We start from the raw sequence: 20,178 nt of genomic DNA on the forward strand, positions 1-20,178 counted from the left end.
AGTTTATTGAAAGAAGTCTCTTATCTCTGGTTCTGCCAAAGATGGGAGACTTTTTTTGTGTTATGTTCGAAGTTACATGAAATTTATAGAAATTGAATTCTAACATCTACAATTCACGACGATCGGTGACGATATATTATAAATATGTATTATTTGAGGAGTGGGACACATGGAAGACACGCGGGGGAATAAGTTGGGGATATTGAAGTTAACGATTCGAGGCAAGTTACTGACTGGTTTTTTAATCGTCGTGGCTCTGCTGGTTTTTGTAAGCGTTTATGCATTAATTCAGATCCATCAAATGTCAAACAAAGCTAATGATGTGGATCAGACCTGGATGCCGAGTGTAAGCCTCCTTGGCTTGATGAATGGCGATGTTTCGGATGTAGAGCGGTTGGCGCTGGCGATTATCGTTGAACAAGACGAAGAAGAAAATGTCAAGGTGAATGAAGCGTTAAAGTTGCTCCTCACCAAGATTGAGGATGAGCGTAAACAGTTGCTTACATACATTGAGAGCAATGATGAATCGATGAAGCTCTACAATGATTTCAGTACGAATTATGATGCGTATCTGGAGAAAATGCCTGCATTCATAGAATTCGGTATTGCAAATAACTATGAAGAAGCAAGTAGACTGCACACTGAAGCCTATCCAATGTGGTACACAGCAAACGACTCTATCACCAAGTTAATCACTTTAGGCAATGAAGGATCGCAAGCCGCAACGGGTGATTCTGTCGAGTTGGCTGAGAATACATTTAATGTGATTTTGGCAGTGACAATTTTTGCATTCCTGGTCGCGATATTCATTGCATTCTTCATTGCAAGCATCATCTCACGTCCAATCAAAAAGATGAATGAAGCGGCCATGGCTATTGCCAATGGTGATCTGACGGGTGAGACGATTATGCTCAAGAACAAAGACGAATTGGGAACGCTCGCGGCTTCCTTCAATACCATGAGTGGCAATCTGCGCTCCATGATTGAATCGGTATCGATGACTTCCGAACAGGTAGCCGCTTCATCGGAGGAACTTCTTGCAAGTGCGGAGCAGAATACTCAAGCCTCGGAACAGATTTCCGAAACGGTTGAGGAACTGGCCGTAGGTACGTCGGATCAAGTTGATATTGTAAAACGCTCTTCACAGGCGATGAATGAGATGGCTCTCGGATCGGAGCAGATTGCTGAGCTAGCTCAGAGTGTATCCGTATCTGCTGTAGATGCGGCGAATCAATCTTCCGAAGGAAATATGATTATTCAGCAAGCGGTTGAACAGATGGGTTCTGTTCGAAATTCCATTGCTTCGCTTACTGAATTGGTTACAGGGCTGGGGGAACGTTCAGCAGAGATTGGAACCATTACTGAGGTAATCAACAACATTGCCCGGCAGACCAATCTGCTTGCACTGAATGCAGCCATTGAAGCCGCACGAGCAGGAGAGCACGGACGTGGTTTCGCCGTAGTTGCGGGAGAAGTGCGTAAGTTGGCTGAGGAATCTTCTACATCTGCGCAAAGAATTACGGATCTCGTTCAATTGATTCAGAAAGATACGGATCATGCTGTTCAGGCAGTGAAAGTGAACAGCAGTGAGACAGAAGCCGGAATCGAGATGGTTACTGCGGCAGGACAAGCCTTCGAGCAGATCTCGGATGCGGTCAACAAAGTAGCGGGTGAAATCCAGGAAGTATCTGCAGGTTCAGAGGAAATGTCGGCGAGTACAACTGAGGTTGTAGGATATGTAAGTCAAATCTCCAACATTGCTGGAGAGGCAGCGGGCGGGGTTCATAATGTATCTGCCGCAACTCAGCAGCAGTTGGCTTCGATGGAAGAGATTGCATCATCCGCAGGTTCATTATCCAAAATGGCCGAAGAACTGCAGGAGCAGATTAACAAGTTCAAAGTGTAACCAATGAGATGTTCTGATACCTAAGGTGTAGAGAAACATACTGGCGGATGGTCAGAATGCCATTCGATTTGTACTGTTGAAGATACCAAGGGCGAGAAGCTGTTTCTCTAACGCGCATATGCGTTAGAGAAACAGCTTTTTTTGTCACATGATGCAGAGCAGGTCACAACAATGTTATTTCAGAAGTCACCAACGCTTATATAGCTGGTGAAACAAACGGCTATAATGGTAATTAATGGTGGAACTTACACTGAAATACACCATGGGGAGGAGCGATATAAACTTGCAGTCCAGAGTAATGCATACGGAATATTGATGAAGAGGAGATGAATAGTTGAACATGAAGGGGAGCTGGTGGAGACGAGTCGCTATGATCGCGTTATCGGCAGGATTACTGGCAGGGAGTTTATCGATGGGCACAGGAATTCGTAAGGCGGATGCGGCCGCCGGAAATCAAAACTATGCTGAAGCACTGCAAAAGGCCATTTACTTCTATGAGGCACAGCGTTCTGGTCCGTTGCCAGCGAGTAACCGGGTCGAATGGCGTGGTAATTCGGGCATGCAGGATGGGGCTGATGTAGGCGTTGATCTGACCGGAGGATGGTATGATGCCGGAGATCATGTGAAGTTTGGTTTTCCGATGGCTGCTTCCGCAACGATGCTCGCCTGGTCTGTCGTGGAATACAGCGACGGATATGAACAGGCCGGACAACTGGAGGAGATCAAGGATAATATCCGATGGGCGACCGACTACTTTATGAAAGCGCATACGAAACCAAATGAATTATGGGGACAAGTGGGGGCAGGTAATACCGACCATGCTTGGTGGGGTCCTGCAGAAGTCATGCAGATGAACCGTCCTTCGTTCAAGATAGATGCTTCATGCCCGGGCAGTGATCTGGCGGCAGAAACGGCTGCAGCGCTGGCAGCGTCATCGATTGTATTTGCAGATGATGATCCGGTATATTCGGCCAGACTGCTTCAACATGCGAAAGAGCTGTACAACTTCGCAGATACATATCGGGGGGAATACACCGATTGTATCACTGATGCTGCAGCGTTTTATAATTCGTGGACAGGATACGAAGACGAGTTGGCATGGGGTGGAGCATGGCTTTATTTAGCTACTAATGATAGCGCTTACTTGTCCAAAGCCATTGCAGCTACGGACCGGTGGTCTTCTAGCGGAGGCTCAGCCAATTGGCCCTATACCTGGACACAAGGTTGGGACAGTAAACATTATGGTGCCCAGATTCTGCTTGCCCGTATTACGTCCAGTTTGAACATGCCGGAGGCGACAAGATTTATTCAGTCGACTGAGCGCAATCTGGATTATTGGACGGTTGGAGTCAATGGGACACGAGTCAAGTATACGCCAGGAGGTCTGGCGTGGCTGGATCAGTGGGGATCGCTCCGATATGCAGCGAATGCATCCTTTATTTCTTTTGTATACTCCGACTGGGTCAGTGATCCTGTGAAAAAGTCAAGATATCAGGATTTTGCTGTCTCACAGATGAATTATATTCTGGGCGATAATCCGCGTCAGAGCAGTTATGTGGTCGGATATGGGCAAAATGCACCTCAACATCCGCATCATCGGACCGCTCACAGTTCATGGCTGAATAACGAAGATATCCCGGCTAACCATCGCCACATTCTGTATGGTGCCATGGTCGGTGGCCCGGATGCATCGGATGGATATACCGATGATATCGGGGATTACGTGAGCAATGAGGTCGCAACCGATTACAATGCTGGTTTTACCGGCGCACTGGCAAAGATGAATTTGCTATTTGGTCAGAATCATCAGCCCCTGGCGAACTTCCCTGCACCTGAGGTGAAGGGAGATGAGTTCTTTGTGGAGGCTGCGATCAAATCATCAGGTGCCAATTATACGGAAATCAGAGCACAGCTTAATAATCGTTCCGCTTGGCCTGCCCGAATGGGAGATCAACTGTCTTTTAAGTATTTCCTGGATTTGAGTGAAGTGTATGCTGCCGGACGTACCGTATCGGACGTGCAAGTGACGACCTCCTATACGGAGGGAGCGACGGTATCCCAACCAGTTGTAGTGAATACAGCCCAGCATATCTATGCCATTACGGCGAACTTCGGTAATACCAAGATCTATCCAGGTGGGGAAGGAAATTATCGTAAAGAAGTACAGTTCCGCATTACAGGCCCACAGGGTGCATGGAATGCAAGTAATGATCATTCGTTCCAGACGCTGACCACAGGCACTCCTGTGAAGAGCATGTACCTTCCAGTCTATGATGCAGGGGTGAAGGTGTATGGACAGGTGCCTGGTGTTACACCAGGCACGGTTCCAGGCGCACCTGCTGGCGTGCAGGCTGTAGCGGGAGGCAGTCAGGTTAACCTGACTTGGGCCGCTGAATCCGGGGCCGAATCGTATACGGTGAAGCGTTCCGAGGTGAGTGGAGGACCATATACAACTGTTGCAACAGGGGTTAATGGATTGACCTATACAAACACGGGACTGACCAACGGGACGACTTATTATTATGTAGTGACTGCTGTGAATTCAGCAGGGGAATCATCGGGTTCTGTACAGGTGTCGGCTACCCCGCAAGCAGCTTCGACGGTGCCGGGAGCACTGACTTTAAGTGGGACAGCTGGTAATGCGCAGTCGGTCCTGACTTGGACAGCAGCCTCGGGCGCTACTAGCTATAAGGTACAACGTTCGGTGGGAGGCGGGACATATGCAGATGTGGCAACCGGATTGTCTGTGTTGACTTACACCGATACCACAGCGCTGAATGGCACCACGTACAATTACCGGATTGCAGCTGTGAATGCGAACGGACAGACACTGTCCAATGTCTTGGCACTGACGCCTTCTGCACCTCCGGTGACGACCGGTACACTTGAAGTGCAGTACCGCAGCGGAGGGTCCGGAAATTCAAGTAATGCGGTGACTCCGCAGTTCACCGTGAAGAATACCGGAACACAGGCGATTGATCTCAGTACCGTGAAGATCCGATATTATTTCACCAAGGATGGTGCGGATCAAATGACCTTCTGGTGTGATTATGCCGAGATGGGCACGGCCAATGTTGAAGGTACATTTGTCGCAGTGAATCCGGCGAAGGGTACCGCAGATACGTATCTGGAGATTACCTTCAAGTCCGGAGCAGGCAGTTTGGCCGCTGGAGCAGAGACCGGCGTGATTCAGGCACGCTTTTCCAAAAATAACTGGAGCAATTTCGATCTAAGTAATGATTATTCCTATGATGCTTCCAAGACGGCTTTTGCCGCATGGAACAAGGTAACCGGGTATCAGGGAAACACCAAAGTATGGGGCTTGGAACCGTAACTAGCTGAATCATAAGCCAAAGAGCAGCATGGGCAGACCAACAGCACTTATATTCAATTTCCACTATTCCAGGGAGGTATATATTAATGTTGAAATCAGCTGCGAAAAAAAGTTTAACAGCCATGCTGGCGGGAACCGTCATGTTGACCGGATACACCGGACTCTGGGCAGGGCCGCAAACAGCACATGCCGCAGATCAGGCCATCGAGATTCAGGCAGACGGCATTAATGAAGCCCGGTTTTTGCAATTATATGATCAGTTGAAAGATCCGGCGAACGGATATTTTTCGCCAGAGGGTCTACCGTATCATTCCATTGAGACCCTGTTGAGTGAGGCCCCGGATTATGGTCATATGACGACGTCAGAGGCATACAGTTACTGGCTGTGGTTGGAAACCATGTATGGTCACTACACGGGAGATTGGTCCCAACTGGAAGCAGCTTGGGACAGTATGGAGAAATACATTATCCCGGTCAACGAAGGTGACGGCAAGGAAGAACAGCCTACGATGAGCTCATACAACCCGAACAGCCCTGCTACGTATGCAGCGGAAAAACCTTTTCCTGATCAATATCCATCGCAACTTAATGGTCAATATGCAGCGGGTAAAGACCCGATTGATGCCGAACTTAAGGCGACCTATGGTAACAATCAGACCTATCTCATGCACTGGCTGGTCGATGTGGATGACTGGTATGGATATGGAAACCTGTTGAATCCATCACATACGGCTACCTATGTGAACACGTTCCAGCGTGGGGAGCAGGAGTCTGTGTGGGAAGCCATTCCGCATCCATCTCAGGATGATAAATCTTTTGGTAAGGCAAACGAAGGCTTCATGAGCTTGTTCACAAAGGAAACGCAGGTACCGTCAGCGCAATGGCGTTACACTAACGCAACGGATGCCGATGCGCGTGCTGTACAGGTGCTGTATTGGGCGAAGGAGATGGGATACAACAATCCGGAATATCTGGATAAAGCGAAGAAGATGGGGGACTATCTGCGCTATGGAATGTATGATAAATACTTCCAGAAAATTGGAAGTGCGAAGAGCGGTACACCAACTCCGGGTACAGGCAAGGATTCCAACATGTATCTCATGGCTTGGTATACGTCTTGGGGAGGTGGCTTGGGTCAAGGTGGGGATTGGGCTTGGCGCATTGGAGCGAGCCATACCCATCAGGCTTATCAAAACCCGGTTGCAGCGTATGCTTTGTCTGATCCGGCTGGCGGCTTGATTCCGGAATCAGCAACAGCGAAGGCAGATTGGAATGCTACGCTGAAACGTCAGTTGGAATTCTACACTTGGCTACAATCCCATGAAGGAGCTATCGGCGGGGGAGCAACCAACAGTCTGGATGGTTCATACAAAGCCTATCCGGCAGGCGTAAGTACATTCTATGACATGGCTTATCAGGAGGCACCTGTATATCGTGATCCGGATTCCAACACCTGGTTTGGATTCCAGGCATGGCCGCTGGAGCGTGTAGCCGAGATGTACTATATTCTTGCGGAGAGCGGGGACTTGACCTCTGAGAACTTCCAGATGGCCAAGAAGGTAATCACGAAGTGGATCGACTGGAGTAAGGATTATGTATTTGTAGGTGAGCGTCCGGTGACGGATGCGCAGGGCTATTATCTGAATGCGGCTGGACAGCGCATTTTGGGTGGAACTAATGTTCAGGTAGCAACAACGCCGGCGCCGGGTGAGTTCTGGATTCCGGGTGGTCAGGAATGGCAGGGTCAACCGGACAAATGGAATGGATTCAGTTCGTTTACGGAAAATCCAAACTTCCGTGTAACGACCAAAGATCCAGTGCAGGATACAGGAGTTCTGGGAAGTTACGTTAAAGCTCTGACCTTCTTCGCAGCCGGAACACAGGCAGAGAACGGTACACTTAGCGCGGAAGGCCAAGAAGCCAAGGATTTGGCTGAGGCTTTGCTGGATACAGCTTGGGATTACAATGATGGTGTGGGGATTGTTACGGAAGAAGAGCGTAAAGACTACTTCCGCTTCTTTGCCAAAGAGATCTATATCCCGGCGAACTGGTCTGGAACCTTTGGTCAAGGCAATACGATTCCAGGTACAGCAGGTGTACCTTCCGATCCGGCAAAAGGTGGCAATGGCGTATACATTGGATACTCCGATCTGCGTCCAGCTATCAAGCAAGATCCGGCATGGGCTTACCTGGATAATCTGTACAAAACGTCATATAACACAACCACGAAACAGTGGGAAAACGGTGCACCTACCTTTACGTATCACCGGTTCTGGTCACAGGTGGATATGGCTACAGCGTACGGCGAGTATGATCGTCTCCTCGGAGATTCGGATAGTCCGGAAGTGGAAGTACCCGCTGCTCCTGCTGGCGTAACAGCAACTGGAGGAAGTGAGCAAGTGATTCTGAATTGGAACGCAGCCGCTGGTGCAGCCTCGTATACTGTGAAACGTGCAGCGGTGAATGGTGGTCCTTATACGTCTGTAGCAACAGGGGTCACAGGATCGACATTCACGGATACAGGCTTGACCAACGGCACAACGTATTATTATGTCATCACTGCGGTGAATGCCGTAGGTGAGTCTGCACCGTCGACACAGGCATCTGCAACACCACTCGCAGGTACCGTTGTGCCAGGCGTATTCAACCTTACTGGAACAGCTGGCAATGCCCAGGCGGTACTGACATGGACCGCATCAACTGGAGCAGCGAGTTATAAGGTACAACGTTCGGTTGGTACCGGAGCATATGCTGATCTGGCAACAGGTTTGACCGCACTGACGTATACCGACGCTACAGCGGTGAATGGTACGGCTTATAATTATAGAGTCGTAGCCATTAATACGAGTGGTCAGACGAATTCAAATGTATTGGTGTTGACCCCATTGGCACCTCCAGTTACAACAGGAACGCTTGAAGTACAATACCGTAATGGTAGTTCAGGGGCTTCGGTCAATGCGATTACTCCACAATTTAATGTGAAGAATACAGGTACAACTGCTGTGGACTTGAGCAAAGTGAAGGTCCGGTATTATTTCACCAAGGATAGTGCCTCTGATCTGAGTTTCTGGTGTGATTATGCGCAGATTGGCAGTGGTAACGTGGAAGGGCATTTTGTTTCAATAGATCCGGCCAAGGGCACGGCGGATACGTATCTGGAGATTGGATTCAAATCGGGTGCTGGCAGTTTGGCCGCGGGTGCCGAAACCGGAATCATCCAGGGACGTTTCTCGAAAAACAACTGGACGAATTTTGATCAAACGAATGATTATTCCTTTGATTCCATCCAAACGGCCTTCAGTGCCTGGACAAAAGTGACAGCTTATCAGGATGGCGCCAAGGTATGGGGAATTGAACCTTAAATGAGTTGATCGACCAATTGTAGAGTGATGTTACTCATCATACAGGTTAAGCCGGGGAGAAATCCCTGGCTTTTCTTTTTTTATGGAAAAGCAAAAATGAAATACGAAATAATCAAACGGACACTGCTGATAAATCGATCCGTATTGAGTCTGGAGGCAAAAATGTGAATTCGGGGAACGGTAATCGGCAAATGAATCATAGTAATGTTTACCATATTTGCGATTTTAAACATTAAAATCTAGGTCATATGGCATATGCCCTGAATGAGAAACGACCTAACTCTTTTATCGTGGTAAAATGAAGCATATCAAATAGTTACAATAATTTAACCTTTCAAAAAGAAGGAATCAGCAGTGAATTTTTCCAGTAGATTATGGATACACCCTGATACTTAGTGCTCAAGTTCGCCTATATCAATACAGGACTTTTGACTGATGAACGTTATGGATAGCCCGTTTACAATGGGGCAAGCCCGGGAGAACCAAGCCAGGTTAAAATTCTGTAACATCAGGGGGAACTCGACATCATGAACTGGAAGAAAACGATTATTACGGCAAGTGTCACAGCAACGATGCTGATGGGAAGTCTGACGACAGGAGCACTAACGGCACAGGTATCGGCAGCTGCTGTTAACAATTCACAAGTAAAAGTAATTTGGGGCGTAAACCTACGCACAACACCTTCTTCTTCTGCGAAGATTGTTCGCTTGGTCGCTAAAGGGGAAACGGTAACGGTGCTTCAGCAATCCGGTTCGGATTGGTATAAGATTAAGGATTCTGCTAACCGGACAGGCTACATATCTTCTTCATCCAAATACACACAAGCGATTAGTGGCGGCACAAGCGGATCGGGTTCGAATAGTGGTACATCGGTGACCGGCAATGCGTCTGTAGAAAAAGTGGTTGCGGCGGGAATGAAATATTTGGGAACACCTTATGAGTTCGGAGCCAGTCGTAACAGCACGGCTACTTTTGACTGTTCCAGCTTTGTACGCCAGGCCTTCATTGATGCACTGGGCATCAAGCTTCCAGCGGATTCCCGCAAACAGGGAGACTATGTAAAAGCCAAGGGTACAGTTCAGACGAACTGGAAAAACCTGAAACGCGGCGATCTGATGTATTTCATGTCGTATAAAGGCAGCTCTGCATCATCGTATTCGGGCGTGAATAAATCTAGCGCAACCATTACGCACACAGGAATTTACCTGGGCAACGGCAAGGTATTACATACGTATTCCAACGCTGGCGGTGGTGTAACAACTAGTGATATCTCCGGCAAACACTGGGAGTATCGCTTCCTGTTTGGTGGCAGTGCGCTGTAAGTTAGAACAAGAACTTTCTTAAATAATCTACGCATGTTCATATGCATACAAAACACCTCCCATTCTGCCTTTGACAGGCGACTGGGAGGTGTTTTGGTGTTATTTATTATTTTGAAGAACTCAATCGTGATAGTACAGCCGGAACAGGATATCCTGATTGTAGTTGCCGAATCCCTCGCCATATAAGGTAAGCCCGCCCACATGCTGAGCATCTTCCTCCACCGAAAGACGAAGAGTCCATTGGTTGCGTTCGACCGGGATATCTGCGAGTGTAATGTCGGATAGAAGTTGTCCATCAATAAACGTACCTTCATTGGTAATTCGCAGTACCTTGAGCATGCCGTACTGATTGACACTGTCACTCCACCATTCAGGGGTGAACATGCCACGTCCGTTGCCTGAATCTCCAGGACTGGTCCATTCCCCCAATCGGATGCCATTCAGCATGAATGTAATATCCGAGGGCCAATTCGGATTCACCGAAGGTGCTTCTGATCCGATCTCAAGGGACAATTCAATCGCATTGATCTGTTGTCCGGATAAAATATAGTTTGGAATTTTGTACTCCACAAATCCACGGCCAAACCACAGAATATGCGCATGCATCCGCTCGGGGTCGAGAAAATAACGAGGGTCATCATACTGTCCGATAACATGATTGGATGTAGCCAGACCACATGTCGGATAGACGTCAAAGTGGGTGTAGTGTCCCACAGGGACGGAAACCTCGTGAAGCTTGCGGGCTGTCCCGCTTTCCTGCGGCATGGAGATGCCAATCCAGTCTACAGCAAGGCTGTTCATTTTATGTGTGCCGCCGTCTTTGCGTATCATTTTGGACTGAATAATGCCAACATCCTGAAGTTTGCGGACATGCATGGTCACGATGGCACTACTCAGACCCAGTGAAGCAGCAAGGTCTTTCACATTCATCGGAGTCTCTGCAACAAGGCGGATGATCTGTAGACGGACTTCACTGGCAAGTGCTTCATATAGGGGTAGCCATTCGGCATCGGTATTTGCTCTGATCACAGTTGTTCCTCCATTTTATCTGTATAGAATTAAGTTAAACATAAATTCAGTAAAAAGAATAACATTTTGCAAAATTCAGGTTGAAATTAAGGCTATAATCGATTTTAATATAAATATGAACGTTGATCCATAGAATATCAATTAATTTTTATATTAATCTTAGGGAGTTGAAATTCATTATGGAAAAAGCAAAAATGACGGTAGATAAAGATTTTACTATTGGTGTAGTGGATAAGCGATTGTACGGATCATTTATTGAGCATTTGGGACGTGCTGTATACGGCGGGATTTACGAGCCAGGGCATCCATCAGCGAACGAACAGGGTTTCCGCACGGATGTGCTGGAGATGGTCAAGGAGTTGAATGTACCGATTGTACGTTATCCTGGAGGTAATTTTGTATCCGGTTACAATTGGGAAGATTCGGTTGGGCCTGTGTCAGAACGCAAACGCAGACTGGAACTGGCCTGGAGAACGATTGAGACCAATGAATTTGGATTCAATGAATTCGTGGACTGGGCAAAACAGGCGAACTCCGAAGTGATGATGGCGGTTAATCTGGGAACACGGGGTACGGATGCAGCTCGTAATATTGTGGAATACAGCAACCATCCGGAAGGTTCGTATTATAGTGATCTTCGCATCAAGCATGGATACAAGCAGCCACATGCGATCAAAACATGGTGTCTGGGCAACGAAATGGATGGTCCTTGGCAGATTGGTCACAAAACGGCAGATGAGTATGGACGGTTAGCTGTTGAAGCGGCAAAAGTCATGAAGTGGACGGACCCGACGATTGAGCTGGTAGCCTGCGGAAGTTCGAATCTGAATATGCCATCGTTCCCGGAATGGGAAGCAACGGTGCTGGATCATACGTATGATCACGTGGAGTATCTGTCCTTGCATCAATACTACGGCAATCAAGAGCAAGATACGCCAACGTTCCTGGCACGCTCGCTTGAAATGGATCGTTTTATCGATACCGTGAAGGCAACTTGTGATTATATCAAAGCCAAGAAACGTAGCAAAAAGACGATGTATCTGTCCTTTGATGAGTGGAATGTATGGTATCACTCCAATGAAAATGATTCGAAGATGGACCCTTGGCAGATTGCTCCGCCACAGCTGGAGGATATCTACAATCATGAGGATGCATTGCTTGTTGGATGTATGTTGATCAGTATGCTCAAACATGCGGATCGGGTTAAAATGGCCTGTCTGGCACAACTCGTTAACGTAATTGCGCCGATCATGACAGATACGGGTGGTGGTTCATGGAGACAGACAATCTTCTATCCATTCATGCATACATCTCTCTTCGGACGTGGAACAGCATTGGTGCCATTGATCCAGTCTCCAAAATACGATACAAAACAAATCACAGATGTCCCTTATCTGGAAGCTATTGCGGTTCATAACGAAGAGCAGGGTGAAGTGACTGTATTTGCAGTCAACCGTCATCTGGAAGAATCCCTTCCGCTCGAAGTGGACCTGCGTAGCTTCGGGAAGTGTACCGTGATCGAGCATATCGTGCTGGAGAGTGATGATCTCAAAGCATCTAATACGGCAGCGCAACCAAATCGTGTTGCTCCTCATAATCGCGGGGGTGCAGTTGTATCTGATACTTTGATTACGGCGAGTTTGGCGAAAGCATCATGGAACGTGATCCGTTTGAAAGTGCAGTAATGGATTAGCATAAAGGGATGGGACACGTTGGAGCGCAATGGCGGGGATGATGCCCGAGAAGGAAGCCAGCGGACAGCGGATTAGCGTGTTCTTTCAATCAAAAAAGCTGGGTGCGAGTTCATCGCATCCAGCTTTTTCCGTTATATTTTATAGGGAAAGGGAAGGCATGGGGGACATGAGTGATGATGTGGCAGACAAGGTAGCATATAAATTAGGTAATGGCGTGTGTTGAAAATGAAGTACATGGTCCTGTCATACGCATACGCGCTAACGAACCTGGGACACCTTATTGTGCCGATTATTGCTATAGTAGAAATTTAACGAATCGGAGACACGTTATCCTGGTAAAAAGACGGATGAATCTCCGGAAAAGCATGCCCAGAGCGGAAATAAGGTGTCTAGGATTCGTTAGAATATTAGAGTATCCAAAAACAGACTAATAACGTGTGCTGAGTTCGTTACAATCCACCCACCTGTGTGAAAATGTTATTTCTCTTCCGCTTTGATTCAGCGTAGCTTCCGCTCCAATTCAAAACTCAAAACTTTCGCCGTCACGTGGGATGAGCACCTGACCATCCAACTGCTCGGATGCCAGATAAGTCGCAAGATCCGTACGAGACATCACACAATGGTTAATCGCATCCATGTGCACAGCGATGACATGAGCAGACGGCGCATGGCGCTTCACGGCGACAACGTCAGGGCCGTCCATGGTAATGGGATCACCCTCCACGAAGCGTGCACCTCCGGCATTCACGACAATGACTTCAGGCGTATATTGGCGGATGGCCTCAGCAGGTTCTTCACACCAGATCGTATCCCCCGCAATATAGGTGACAGGTTCTCCATCTGCTTCAAGTACGAAACCGGACACCTTGCCCATACGTTCGCCGATTTCACCTGTGCCATGATGCCCGGATGTGCGGGCGAATCGGACAGAGTGATGCTCATGTTTTTCATCTACAGCTGTTACATTGGTGAATCCGGCACCCAGAAATACATTCTCGTCCCCAGGCTGGCAGATCAGGGGAATGTCTTTGCCAAGTTGTTTCGCCGCGGCTTCATCCCAGTGGTCCACATGGGTGTGTGTAACAATCAACAGATCCGGATTCAGATAATCCGTTTCGGTTTCGGGCAAACTCACTCTTGGATTACGTAGCTCATTCGGTGTGTTTGGAAAAGCAGGCATGACTTCGGCGTCCATCAGCATCGGATCAACGAGAATGTTCAGTCCTCCGTATTCCAACCACAGTGTAGCATTGCGAATCAATTGAATTTTCATTATATTTGCACTCCTTCGAGTTGTTTAATAGTATTACCCTATATGGTATACAACCCGTTTAACGGCGTACATAACATGATGAATGGAATTAGGCCACGCTAATTTCACCGTGAAAGGATTGCTGAAGCAAGATGAATGAAATGATAGATGACACGGATATACGTATTTTGCAGATTCTGATTCAGGATGCCAAACGTTCTCACAAAGAGATCGGTGAAGAGGTTCATCTCACGGGACAGGCCGTTGGTGCAAGAGTGCGAAAGCTGCAAGATCTGGGTGTGATTGAAGGGTACACGGTAAAATGGAACCCGGAACGCCTTGGCCTCGGCCTACAGGCCTTTGTCACAGTTTTCTTGAACTCCGGCGACAGACATGCCGCCTTTCGTACATTCATTGCTGAACGTGAGGACATCGTTGAAGTCCATCGCGTCAGTGGAGAAGGCTGTTATCTGATGAGAGTGCAGACTGGCACCACAGAGCAGCTTGGCCAACTGCTTGAAGCATTGCTACCTTACGGCAATTACAAAGTCAGCCTGTCCATAGGTGTAGAGAAATCACAGTGATGAGTGGGGAGCTTGTCCTCATCCATCCCGGTACTCAACGATCCTGCTGCTGTTCCTGCAAAGTCTCCTGAAGTAAGGACACCGCCTGGTTCAGCTCTTTTTTGCTCAGCAGATGATCTGTCTGAATATGAGACCGTGTGCCGTCCTTTAAGTACAGGACAAACATGGGAGAAGCAGACAGGAGCCACTTGCTGCGGGCAGGTGAGGCGAGTTCGACTTTGCGAATCTTGCTCCAAGCAATCTTCCGTTTGCCCGTGCTTAACGCATCATCATCCCAGGATAACAACACGGCAGGGGTTCTGGTTAGTCGTGACACAAACATGAAGAATAGCGGTCCGATCAACCACATACCGAGCACGGCTGCAATGGAATAGTATATTGTCTCCAGTCTTTCGGCTTGTCCGTCCACGATGATCCATAATAAGCTCACGCACAAGAGAAGGAACAGGAAGCATAGACTTCCCTTCCATAGAGCTGTGCTGCGTTGGTAACGAATCTGCTGATGGTCACGCTTGGGTGTTTCGGGTTGTTGCATAGATGTTCCTCCTAATTAACAATGCTGATCGATATGCCAAACGTGCCGCCTGCATGAGCAGAGCGGCATGTTCAACGTTCTGTATTTACTATAACTCAGGTTCATTACCCTGATATAGCTGAATTTTTACCTGCATCACGCGCATGGGTGTACAAGTCTGCATATACACCTTTGGCTGCGATTAGTTCCTGGTGCGGTCCTTCCTCCACAATCTCCCCATTCTCCATCACCAGAATTCGATCGGCATGCATCACTGTGGACAGGCGATGAGCAATGACAATGGTGGTGCGTCCCTGGGATACCGATTCCAGCGCCTGCTGCACGAGCTGTTCGGTGTGTGAGTCCAGATTGGCGGTTGCCTCATCCAGGATGAGCACTCGGGGCTGGAACACCACGATCCGGGCAAATGAAATCAACTGCCGCTCCCCAGCGGATAGTCCGCTTCCGCGTTCGGATAGATGTGTATCATATCCGTGAGGCAAACGTGAAATCATTGCATGTGCTCCGACAAACCGGCAGGCCTCAATCGCCTGCTCTCGCGTAATATCCTCACGAAACATCCTCACATTATCAATAATGGAACCGGAGAACAGGAAAGGTTCCTGTTGAATCAGACCCACGATCCGATGAAGCTTAGCCTGCGGCAGATGCCGGATATCAGTACCATCAATCTCCATACTGCCCTTGTCTACATCATAGAAGCGATTGAGCAGGGAGATCAGTGTGCTTTTGCCAGCGCCTGTTGTGCCTACAATACCTACCATTTCACCCGGATAGAGGTGCAGGTTCATCTGTTGGATCAAGGGCCGGTCTGCCCGATAACCAAACGACACATCGTTAAAATCAATCTGGCCCATCACATTTTGTGGTTCAAGCGAGGAGGCCATCCCGGGTTTGGGATCAGCAACTTCAGGCCGTGTATTCAGAATGTTCCAGATGCGATCCATCGATACGGTCGTGGACTGGAATGTATTCCATTGCATCGTAATCTGGTTAATCGGTTGAAAGAACTGACGAATATAGCTGATAAACGCATACAATACCCCGACTTGCAGGGACTCACCCAGTACGGCGCGACCTCCAAGCCAGACCATCATAACCAGTGCCGCATTGCCAAGGATATCAAACGTCCGGTTGAAGATAACATTGGAGCGGGCTTGCGCAATGTTGGCTTTCAGATGAAGTGCGTTCTGTTCCGAGAAACGTTTCTTCTGTTCTTCCTCTTGGTGAAAAGCCTGAATCAGAAACATACCGGACAGGTTCTCCGCCGTAAATGCGATCAGACGGGAAAGACGCGTACGGGCATTTTGATAAGCTTTTCGCAGTCGACTACGGAATAATACCGCAACCACCGCAATGACAGGCAGAACGATCAGTGAGTAACTCGCCAGCACAGGATCAAGTTGGAACATAAAGACGATAATGAGCACCAGCATCATACCATCCCGAATCAGACTGAGCAGTACTTGAGTGAAAAAGCTGCTGATGGTCTCCGTATCACTGGATACGTTTGTGACCAGACTGCCGATATGAAAACGGTCAAAGAAGGACATGGACATCTTGGAGATATGCTTGAACAGGTCCTTTCTGATCCGGGATACAATGTTCTGACCCACATGCTGCAACAGATTATTCTGGATATAGGTAAAAATAAAACTGATGACAGCCAGCCCAAGAAAGATGGCTGCGAGCTGAACGAGAAAGCCCACAGTGGTCTGGCCCACGGCCAGATGATCATCGATGGCGATCTTCACCAGATAGGGTTGCAGCAGATCTGCCGATATGCCAAGCAGTGAGCAGAAAAAGATACCGGCAAAAGCCCATTTATGCGGTTTGGCGTATGCCATCATTGCCTTAACCGAAGTTCGTTTACTCTGATCGTCTTCTGCGTCTGGGCGAAGTTCAGGGTTAGCGTTAGACATGATGTAATCCCTCCTCCTGCAAACGGTAAGTGGCCGCATATAACCCCTTGGCAGCCATCAACTGCGCATGTGTTCCCTGTTCAGCGACTCGCCCTTCATCCAGAACGATAATATCGTCCGCATGACGGACCGCGCTGATGCGATGAGAGATAATTAATGTAGTCTTGCCCTTGCCGATCTCACGCAGGCTACGCAGAATACCACTCTCGGTGACAGCATCAACCGCACTCATGCTGTCATCCAGAATAAGTAACTGTGCTTGTTTGATCAGTCCTCTTGCAAGGCTGGTTCGCTGACGTTGTCCACCAGACAAGGTGAGTCCACGTTCGCCAAGCAGTGTATCAAAGCGATCAGGAAAACGGACAATATTATCATAGATCATGGCTTGCCGTGCACTATGTTCCACTGTATCCAGCGATACTTCCCGGTCGCTAAATGCGATGTTATCTCGGATGGTGGTACTAAACAGGAATCCATCCTGAGGGACATAGGCGATGCGCGATCTTAGACTTTCCAGCGACAACTGCCGAATATCGGTACCATTGATGCGAATTGTTCCTTCAGGTGGTTCATATGTACGCAGCAATAGCTTAACGAGGGTACTTTTACCTGAGCCGGTCTTGCCTACAATACCGACCGTTCGCCCGGCACGGATATGGAGTTGAATGTTTTTGAGAGCAGGAGATGAACTGCCAGGATAGGAGAAGGTTAGATTCTCCATGGTGATATCTTGTACGGTTTGGAGCGCTGTGGCTTCAGGAAGTTCACGTACATCTGCTACTTCGCTGAGCAGGTCATTCACCCGCTCCAGTGATGCGCCTGAGCGCTGAACGGTATTAATAACATTGCCGATCTGTTGAAGCGGTCCCATAATAATGCGCAGATATAAGGTTAAGGCGACAAAACTTCCGAGTGTAATAGAATTCTGCATGGTCATAATACCTCCGACAAGCAGAGAAACGACCAATGAGATGGCTCCCAGCAGCGGGAGCAATGCTTGAAACAACGAAGACAGACGAACGAGTCGAAGCTGTTTGCTCTTGATCTCATCGACGGTGGTTCCAAAGCGTGCACGAGCACTGTCTTCGATGGCAAACGTCTTGGTTACGCGAATGCCACCCAGCTGCTCTTCCGCCGATTCCGTCATGGTTGCAAGAGCTTCCTGCACGTCGCGAGAGCGCTTGCGAATCCGCGGACCAAAAAACACGACCAGAAATGGAATCGCCAGCAAAGGGACAACACTGATTAGAATGAGCGTCAACGGAATCCCGCTAAGCAACATCATGACAATGCAGGACAACAGCAGGAAGGTGGCATTGGTCATGAGTGTCACACCATTGGATATCGCTTCACGTACGGAAGTAACGTCATTCATGACATAACTGAGCAGCTTTCCGTTCCCCTGTTTGGAGAAATAATGTTCGCTAAGTTCGGAAAACTTACTGAATATACGCTCACGCGTCATGAATTCGAAGCGTCGACCGAGCTTCATAATCATGAATTGCCCGGTACCGAACAGCAGATTATACCCGATGGCAATAGCTAGAAGGGACAGGCTGTACCTTACGACCGTCTGCATCTGAAGAGAGTTCTGCATCAACTGATCCGTGAAGCTACCGAGTAAGCGGGGCAAGGAAGCTTGCCCGACATTGGAGGCGATGATCAGAAGAACAGCAACCAGATAAACAGGCCAGTTCGACACAACATAACCGCGAAGTAATCCTTTCTTGGACATAAGCGTTGTTCTCCTTTTGTTATAGGTGAAGTCAGTTCAGGCAGGTGGAGTCAAGAAAAGGGCCGACACCTGTTATTAGCGCGTCGTGCCCTCTTACTGTATGCGATCCAGTTCGTTGTTTATCCGTCATCCGATAGATTTCTCTATTCTTATTTTTGCGCTAATCCGATGGGATGTCAACGAAGCCAGTTAGCAAAAAGCAGGTGATCGGATTATCGACGTCGGAAAGGAGCTCTATGCAGTGTTCCCGTGTTGTATTCACCAGATGTCGAAATTTCTGAAACATTTTCTAGGGATGCCCCGTCTGTAGGAATGAAGAGGTAAAAAATAGGCTTTACTAATCATATGGAGGTGCCAGGAAATGAAACATAAAAAAGGTTTGGCTGCAACACTTGCGCTCTGCGTTTCTATGACAGCAGGAGGTGCATCGGTATTTGCTTTCACAGATGTGAAGGATGAAGGTCAGAAGTCGGTTGTGGATTCATTGAAATCAAAAGGCATTGTTAACGGAGTAACGGCGGATCTGTTCCGTCCAGATCTTGCATTGTCCGAGCCACAGGGTGTTCAACTGATTGTGAATGCATTTGGTCTGAAAAATGAATTTGCGGAAGCATCCGCTCTGAATAAAATCAGTCCGGATACGTGGTATGCCGATGCGGTGCAGGCCGCTACTCAGAATGGACTGTCCATTCCAGTTGAAGTGAACCCGCAGGGCAAGATGACTCGTGAACTGTTTGTCACTTTGCTACATGAAGGGATTAACACAACCGGGAATTATCCGGTCATCATGAAGTATAATCTTGTTAAGGACGAAAATAAAATCGGTAAGGACGCCATATCTGCAGTCCAGAACCTGCTGAACATGAACATCATTGAACTGGATAAGGACGGGAATTTCCGTCCAGATCAGTCGCTTACCCGTATGGAGGCTGCAAGCATGATCTTCAATGCACTTGAATTTGTGGATAAACACGGAAATGGCGGCTCAACAGAGCCAGCTCCAACCAATCCAGGTGAAGGCCAACAAGCGATTGTACCTGAAGTAACAACGACAAAGGTTGATGACAAAACAACCAAAGTTAAACTCAGTGCTGAAATGCCGCATCCTGGTTATGGATTGAAGATTGATGATGTGAAATTGGAGAAGGATGGACGCGCTATCGTGCTCTATTCCATTATTCAACCTGATCCAGACATGATGTATCCGATGGTTATCACCAATGTGACTGCAGAAACGGATATCCCAACAGGGTATACAGCAGAAGCTCAACCTTCTGGTAAGTAAATTCACTGCAAACCCTACAAACTGAACATGGTTAAAACGGATGTGTATCTTCAAAACCACTCTCCATACATGTATGGAGAGTGGTTTTTTATTATGGCTTTAGCCAGTTGAGTGCGTGAAACGCGCGAAACAAAAAACCACCCGCTATGCGGGTGGAGGGATCGAGGGTTTGACCACCAAGACCATTCCGATAAAATTGAGATGTTCAGGCTCAAAAG

The 20,178-nt window shown here is 48.0% G+C and carries 12 protein-coding genes; 7 read left to right on the forward strand and 5 right to left on the reverse strand.

The genetic code is table 11. From position 1 onward, the window contains the following. Nucleotides 1-169 precede the first annotated feature (169 nt). The 4 genes from PAEAM_RS05490 to PAEAM_RS05505 all read left to right on the forward strand — a co-directional run bounded on the left by PAEAM_RS05490 (nucleotide 170) and on the right by PAEAM_RS05505 (nucleotide 9,924). Complete coding sequence (locus PAEAM_RS05490) at nucleotides 170-1,906, forward strand: methyl-accepting chemotaxis protein (RefSeq protein WP_243391277.1); 1,737 nt, start codon at nucleotides 170-172, stop codon at nucleotides 1,904-1,906. Between the two features lie 340 nt (nucleotides 1,907-2,246). Beyond that, complete coding sequence (locus tag PAEAM_RS05495; protein WP_243391278.1) at nucleotides 2,247-5,240, forward strand: glycoside hydrolase family 9 protein; 2,994 nt, start codon at nucleotides 2,247-2,249, stop codon at nucleotides 5,238-5,240. An 86-nt stretch (nucleotides 5,241-5,326) separates the two neighbouring features. Then, nucleotides 5,327-8,602 carry a glycoside hydrolase family 48 protein gene (locus PAEAM_RS05500; RefSeq protein WP_100526923.1) on the forward strand — a complete coding sequence of 1,092 codons (3,276 nt, stop codon included), beginning with the start codon at nucleotides 5,327-5,329 and terminating at the stop codon, nucleotides 8,600-8,602. Nucleotides 8,603-9,129: 527 nt separating this feature from the next. Beyond that, entirely contained in the window at nucleotides 9,130-9,924 is a 795-nt protein-coding gene (locus PAEAM_RS05505; RefSeq protein WP_100526924.1) for a C40 family peptidase, read from the forward strand. A 120-nt stretch (nucleotides 9,925-10,044) separates the two neighbouring features. Here the strand turns inward: PAEAM_RS05505 and PAEAM_RS05510 are convergent, their stop codons facing one another. Beyond that, on the reverse strand, nucleotides 10,045-10,950 hold the full coding sequence (locus tag PAEAM_RS05510) for an ArsR/SmtB family transcription factor (protein ID WP_430211574.1): 906 nt from the start codon (nucleotides 10,948-10,950) through the stop codon (nucleotides 10,045-10,047). A gap of 182 nt (nucleotides 10,951-11,132) precedes the next feature. Here PAEAM_RS05510 and arfA point away from each other — a divergent pair, with 182 nt between their 5' ends. Further along, entirely contained in the window at nucleotides 11,133-12,638 is a 1,506-nt protein-coding gene (gene arfA / locus PAEAM_RS05515) for an arabinosylfuranosidase ArfA (RefSeq protein ID WP_100526926.1), read from the forward strand. A gap of 529 nt (nucleotides 12,639-13,167) precedes the next feature. On the opposite strand, the gene PAEAM_RS05525 is transcribed toward arfA, so the two are convergent. Then, nucleotides 13,168-13,920: an MBL fold metallo-hydrolase gene (locus PAEAM_RS05525; protein ID WP_100526928.1), complete on the reverse strand. Its 753-nt coding sequence runs from the start codon at nucleotides 13,918-13,920 to the stop codon at nucleotides 13,168-13,170. Nucleotides 13,921-14,051: 131 nt separating this feature from the next. On the opposite strand from PAEAM_RS05525, the gene PAEAM_RS05530 reads away from it, so the two are divergent. Next, nucleotides 14,052-14,483, forward strand: coding sequence for an Lrp/AsnC family transcriptional regulator (locus PAEAM_RS05530; RefSeq protein WP_036611514.1), 432 nt, complete (start codon nucleotides 14,052-14,054; stop codon nucleotides 14,481-14,483). Between the two features lie 34 nt (nucleotides 14,484-14,517). Here the strand turns inward: PAEAM_RS05530 and PAEAM_RS05535 are convergent, their stop codons facing one another. The 3 genes from PAEAM_RS05535 to PAEAM_RS05545 all read right to left on the reverse strand — a co-directional run bounded on the left by PAEAM_RS05535 (nucleotide 14,518) and on the right by PAEAM_RS05545 (nucleotide 18,675). After that, on the reverse strand, nucleotides 14,518-15,018 hold the full coding sequence (locus tag PAEAM_RS05535) for a hypothetical protein (RefSeq protein WP_100526929.1): 501 nt from the start codon (nucleotides 15,016-15,018) through the stop codon (nucleotides 14,518-14,520). Nucleotides 15,019-15,122: 104 nt separating this feature from the next. Beyond that, nucleotides 15,123-16,940 (reverse strand): ABC transporter ATP-binding protein, encoded by a 1,818-nt coding sequence (locus PAEAM_RS05540; protein WP_100526930.1) that lies wholly within the window; start codon nucleotides 16,938-16,940, stop codon nucleotides 15,123-15,125. After that, entirely contained in the window at nucleotides 16,933-18,675 is a 1,743-nt protein-coding gene (locus PAEAM_RS05545) for an ABC transporter ATP-binding protein (protein ID WP_100526931.1), read from the reverse strand. Before PAEAM_RS05545 ends, PAEAM_RS05540 begins: the two co-directional genes overlap by 8 nt. Nucleotides 18,676-19,036: 361 nt before the next feature. Between PAEAM_RS05545 and PAEAM_RS05550 the strand changes: the two genes are divergently transcribed. Further along, complete coding sequence (locus tag PAEAM_RS05550; RefSeq protein ID WP_100526932.1) at nucleotides 19,037-19,960, forward strand: S-layer homology domain-containing protein; 924 nt, start codon at nucleotides 19,037-19,039, stop codon at nucleotides 19,958-19,960. Nucleotides 19,961-20,178: the final 218 nt, after the last annotated feature.

The sequence above is a fragment of the Paenibacillus sp. GM1FR genome (genome assembly GCF_002803315.1).
In the GTDB taxonomy this organism is placed as follows: Bacteria; Bacillota; Bacilli; order Paenibacillales; family Paenibacillaceae; genus Paenibacillus; species Paenibacillus amylolyticus.

Coding starts and splice junctions, on each gene's coding strand:
- PAEAM_RS05535 (WP_100526929.1), bottom strand. CDS start 15,018: ATGCAACAACCCGAAACACCCAAGCGTGACCATCAGCAGATTCGTTAC.
- PAEAM_RS05490 (WP_243391277.1), top strand. CDS start 170: ATGGAAGACACGCGGGGGAATAAGTTGGGGATATTGAAGTTAACGATT.
- PAEAM_RS05495 (WP_243391278.1), top strand. CDS start 2,247: ATGAAGGGGAGCTGGTGGAGACGAGTCGCTATGATCGCGTTATCGGCA.
- PAEAM_RS05525 (WP_100526928.1), bottom strand. CDS start 13,920: ATGAAAATTCAATTGATTCGCAATGCTACACTGTGGTTGGAATACGGA.
- PAEAM_RS05550 (WP_100526932.1), top strand. CDS start 19,037: ATGAAACATAAAAAAGGTTTGGCTGCAACACTTGCGCTCTGCGTTTCT.
- PAEAM_RS05530 (WP_036611514.1), top strand. CDS start 14,052: ATGAATGAAATGATAGATGACACGGATATACGTATTTTGCAGATTCTG.
- PAEAM_RS05505 (WP_100526924.1), top strand. CDS start 9,130: ATGAACTGGAAGAAAACGATTATTACGGCAAGTGTCACAGCAACGATG.
- PAEAM_RS05540 (WP_100526930.1), bottom strand. CDS start 16,940: ATGTCTAACGCTAACCCTGAACTTCGCCCAGACGCAGAAGACGATCAG.
- arfA (WP_100526926.1), top strand. CDS start 11,133: ATGGAAAAAGCAAAAATGACGGTAGATAAAGATTTTACTATTGGTGTA.
- PAEAM_RS05545 (WP_100526931.1), bottom strand. CDS start 18,675: ATGTCCAAGAAAGGATTACTTCGCGGTTATGTTGTGTCGAACTGGCCT.
- PAEAM_RS05500 (WP_100526923.1), top strand. CDS start 5,327: ATGTTGAAATCAGCTGCGAAAAAAAGTTTAACAGCCATGCTGGCGGGA.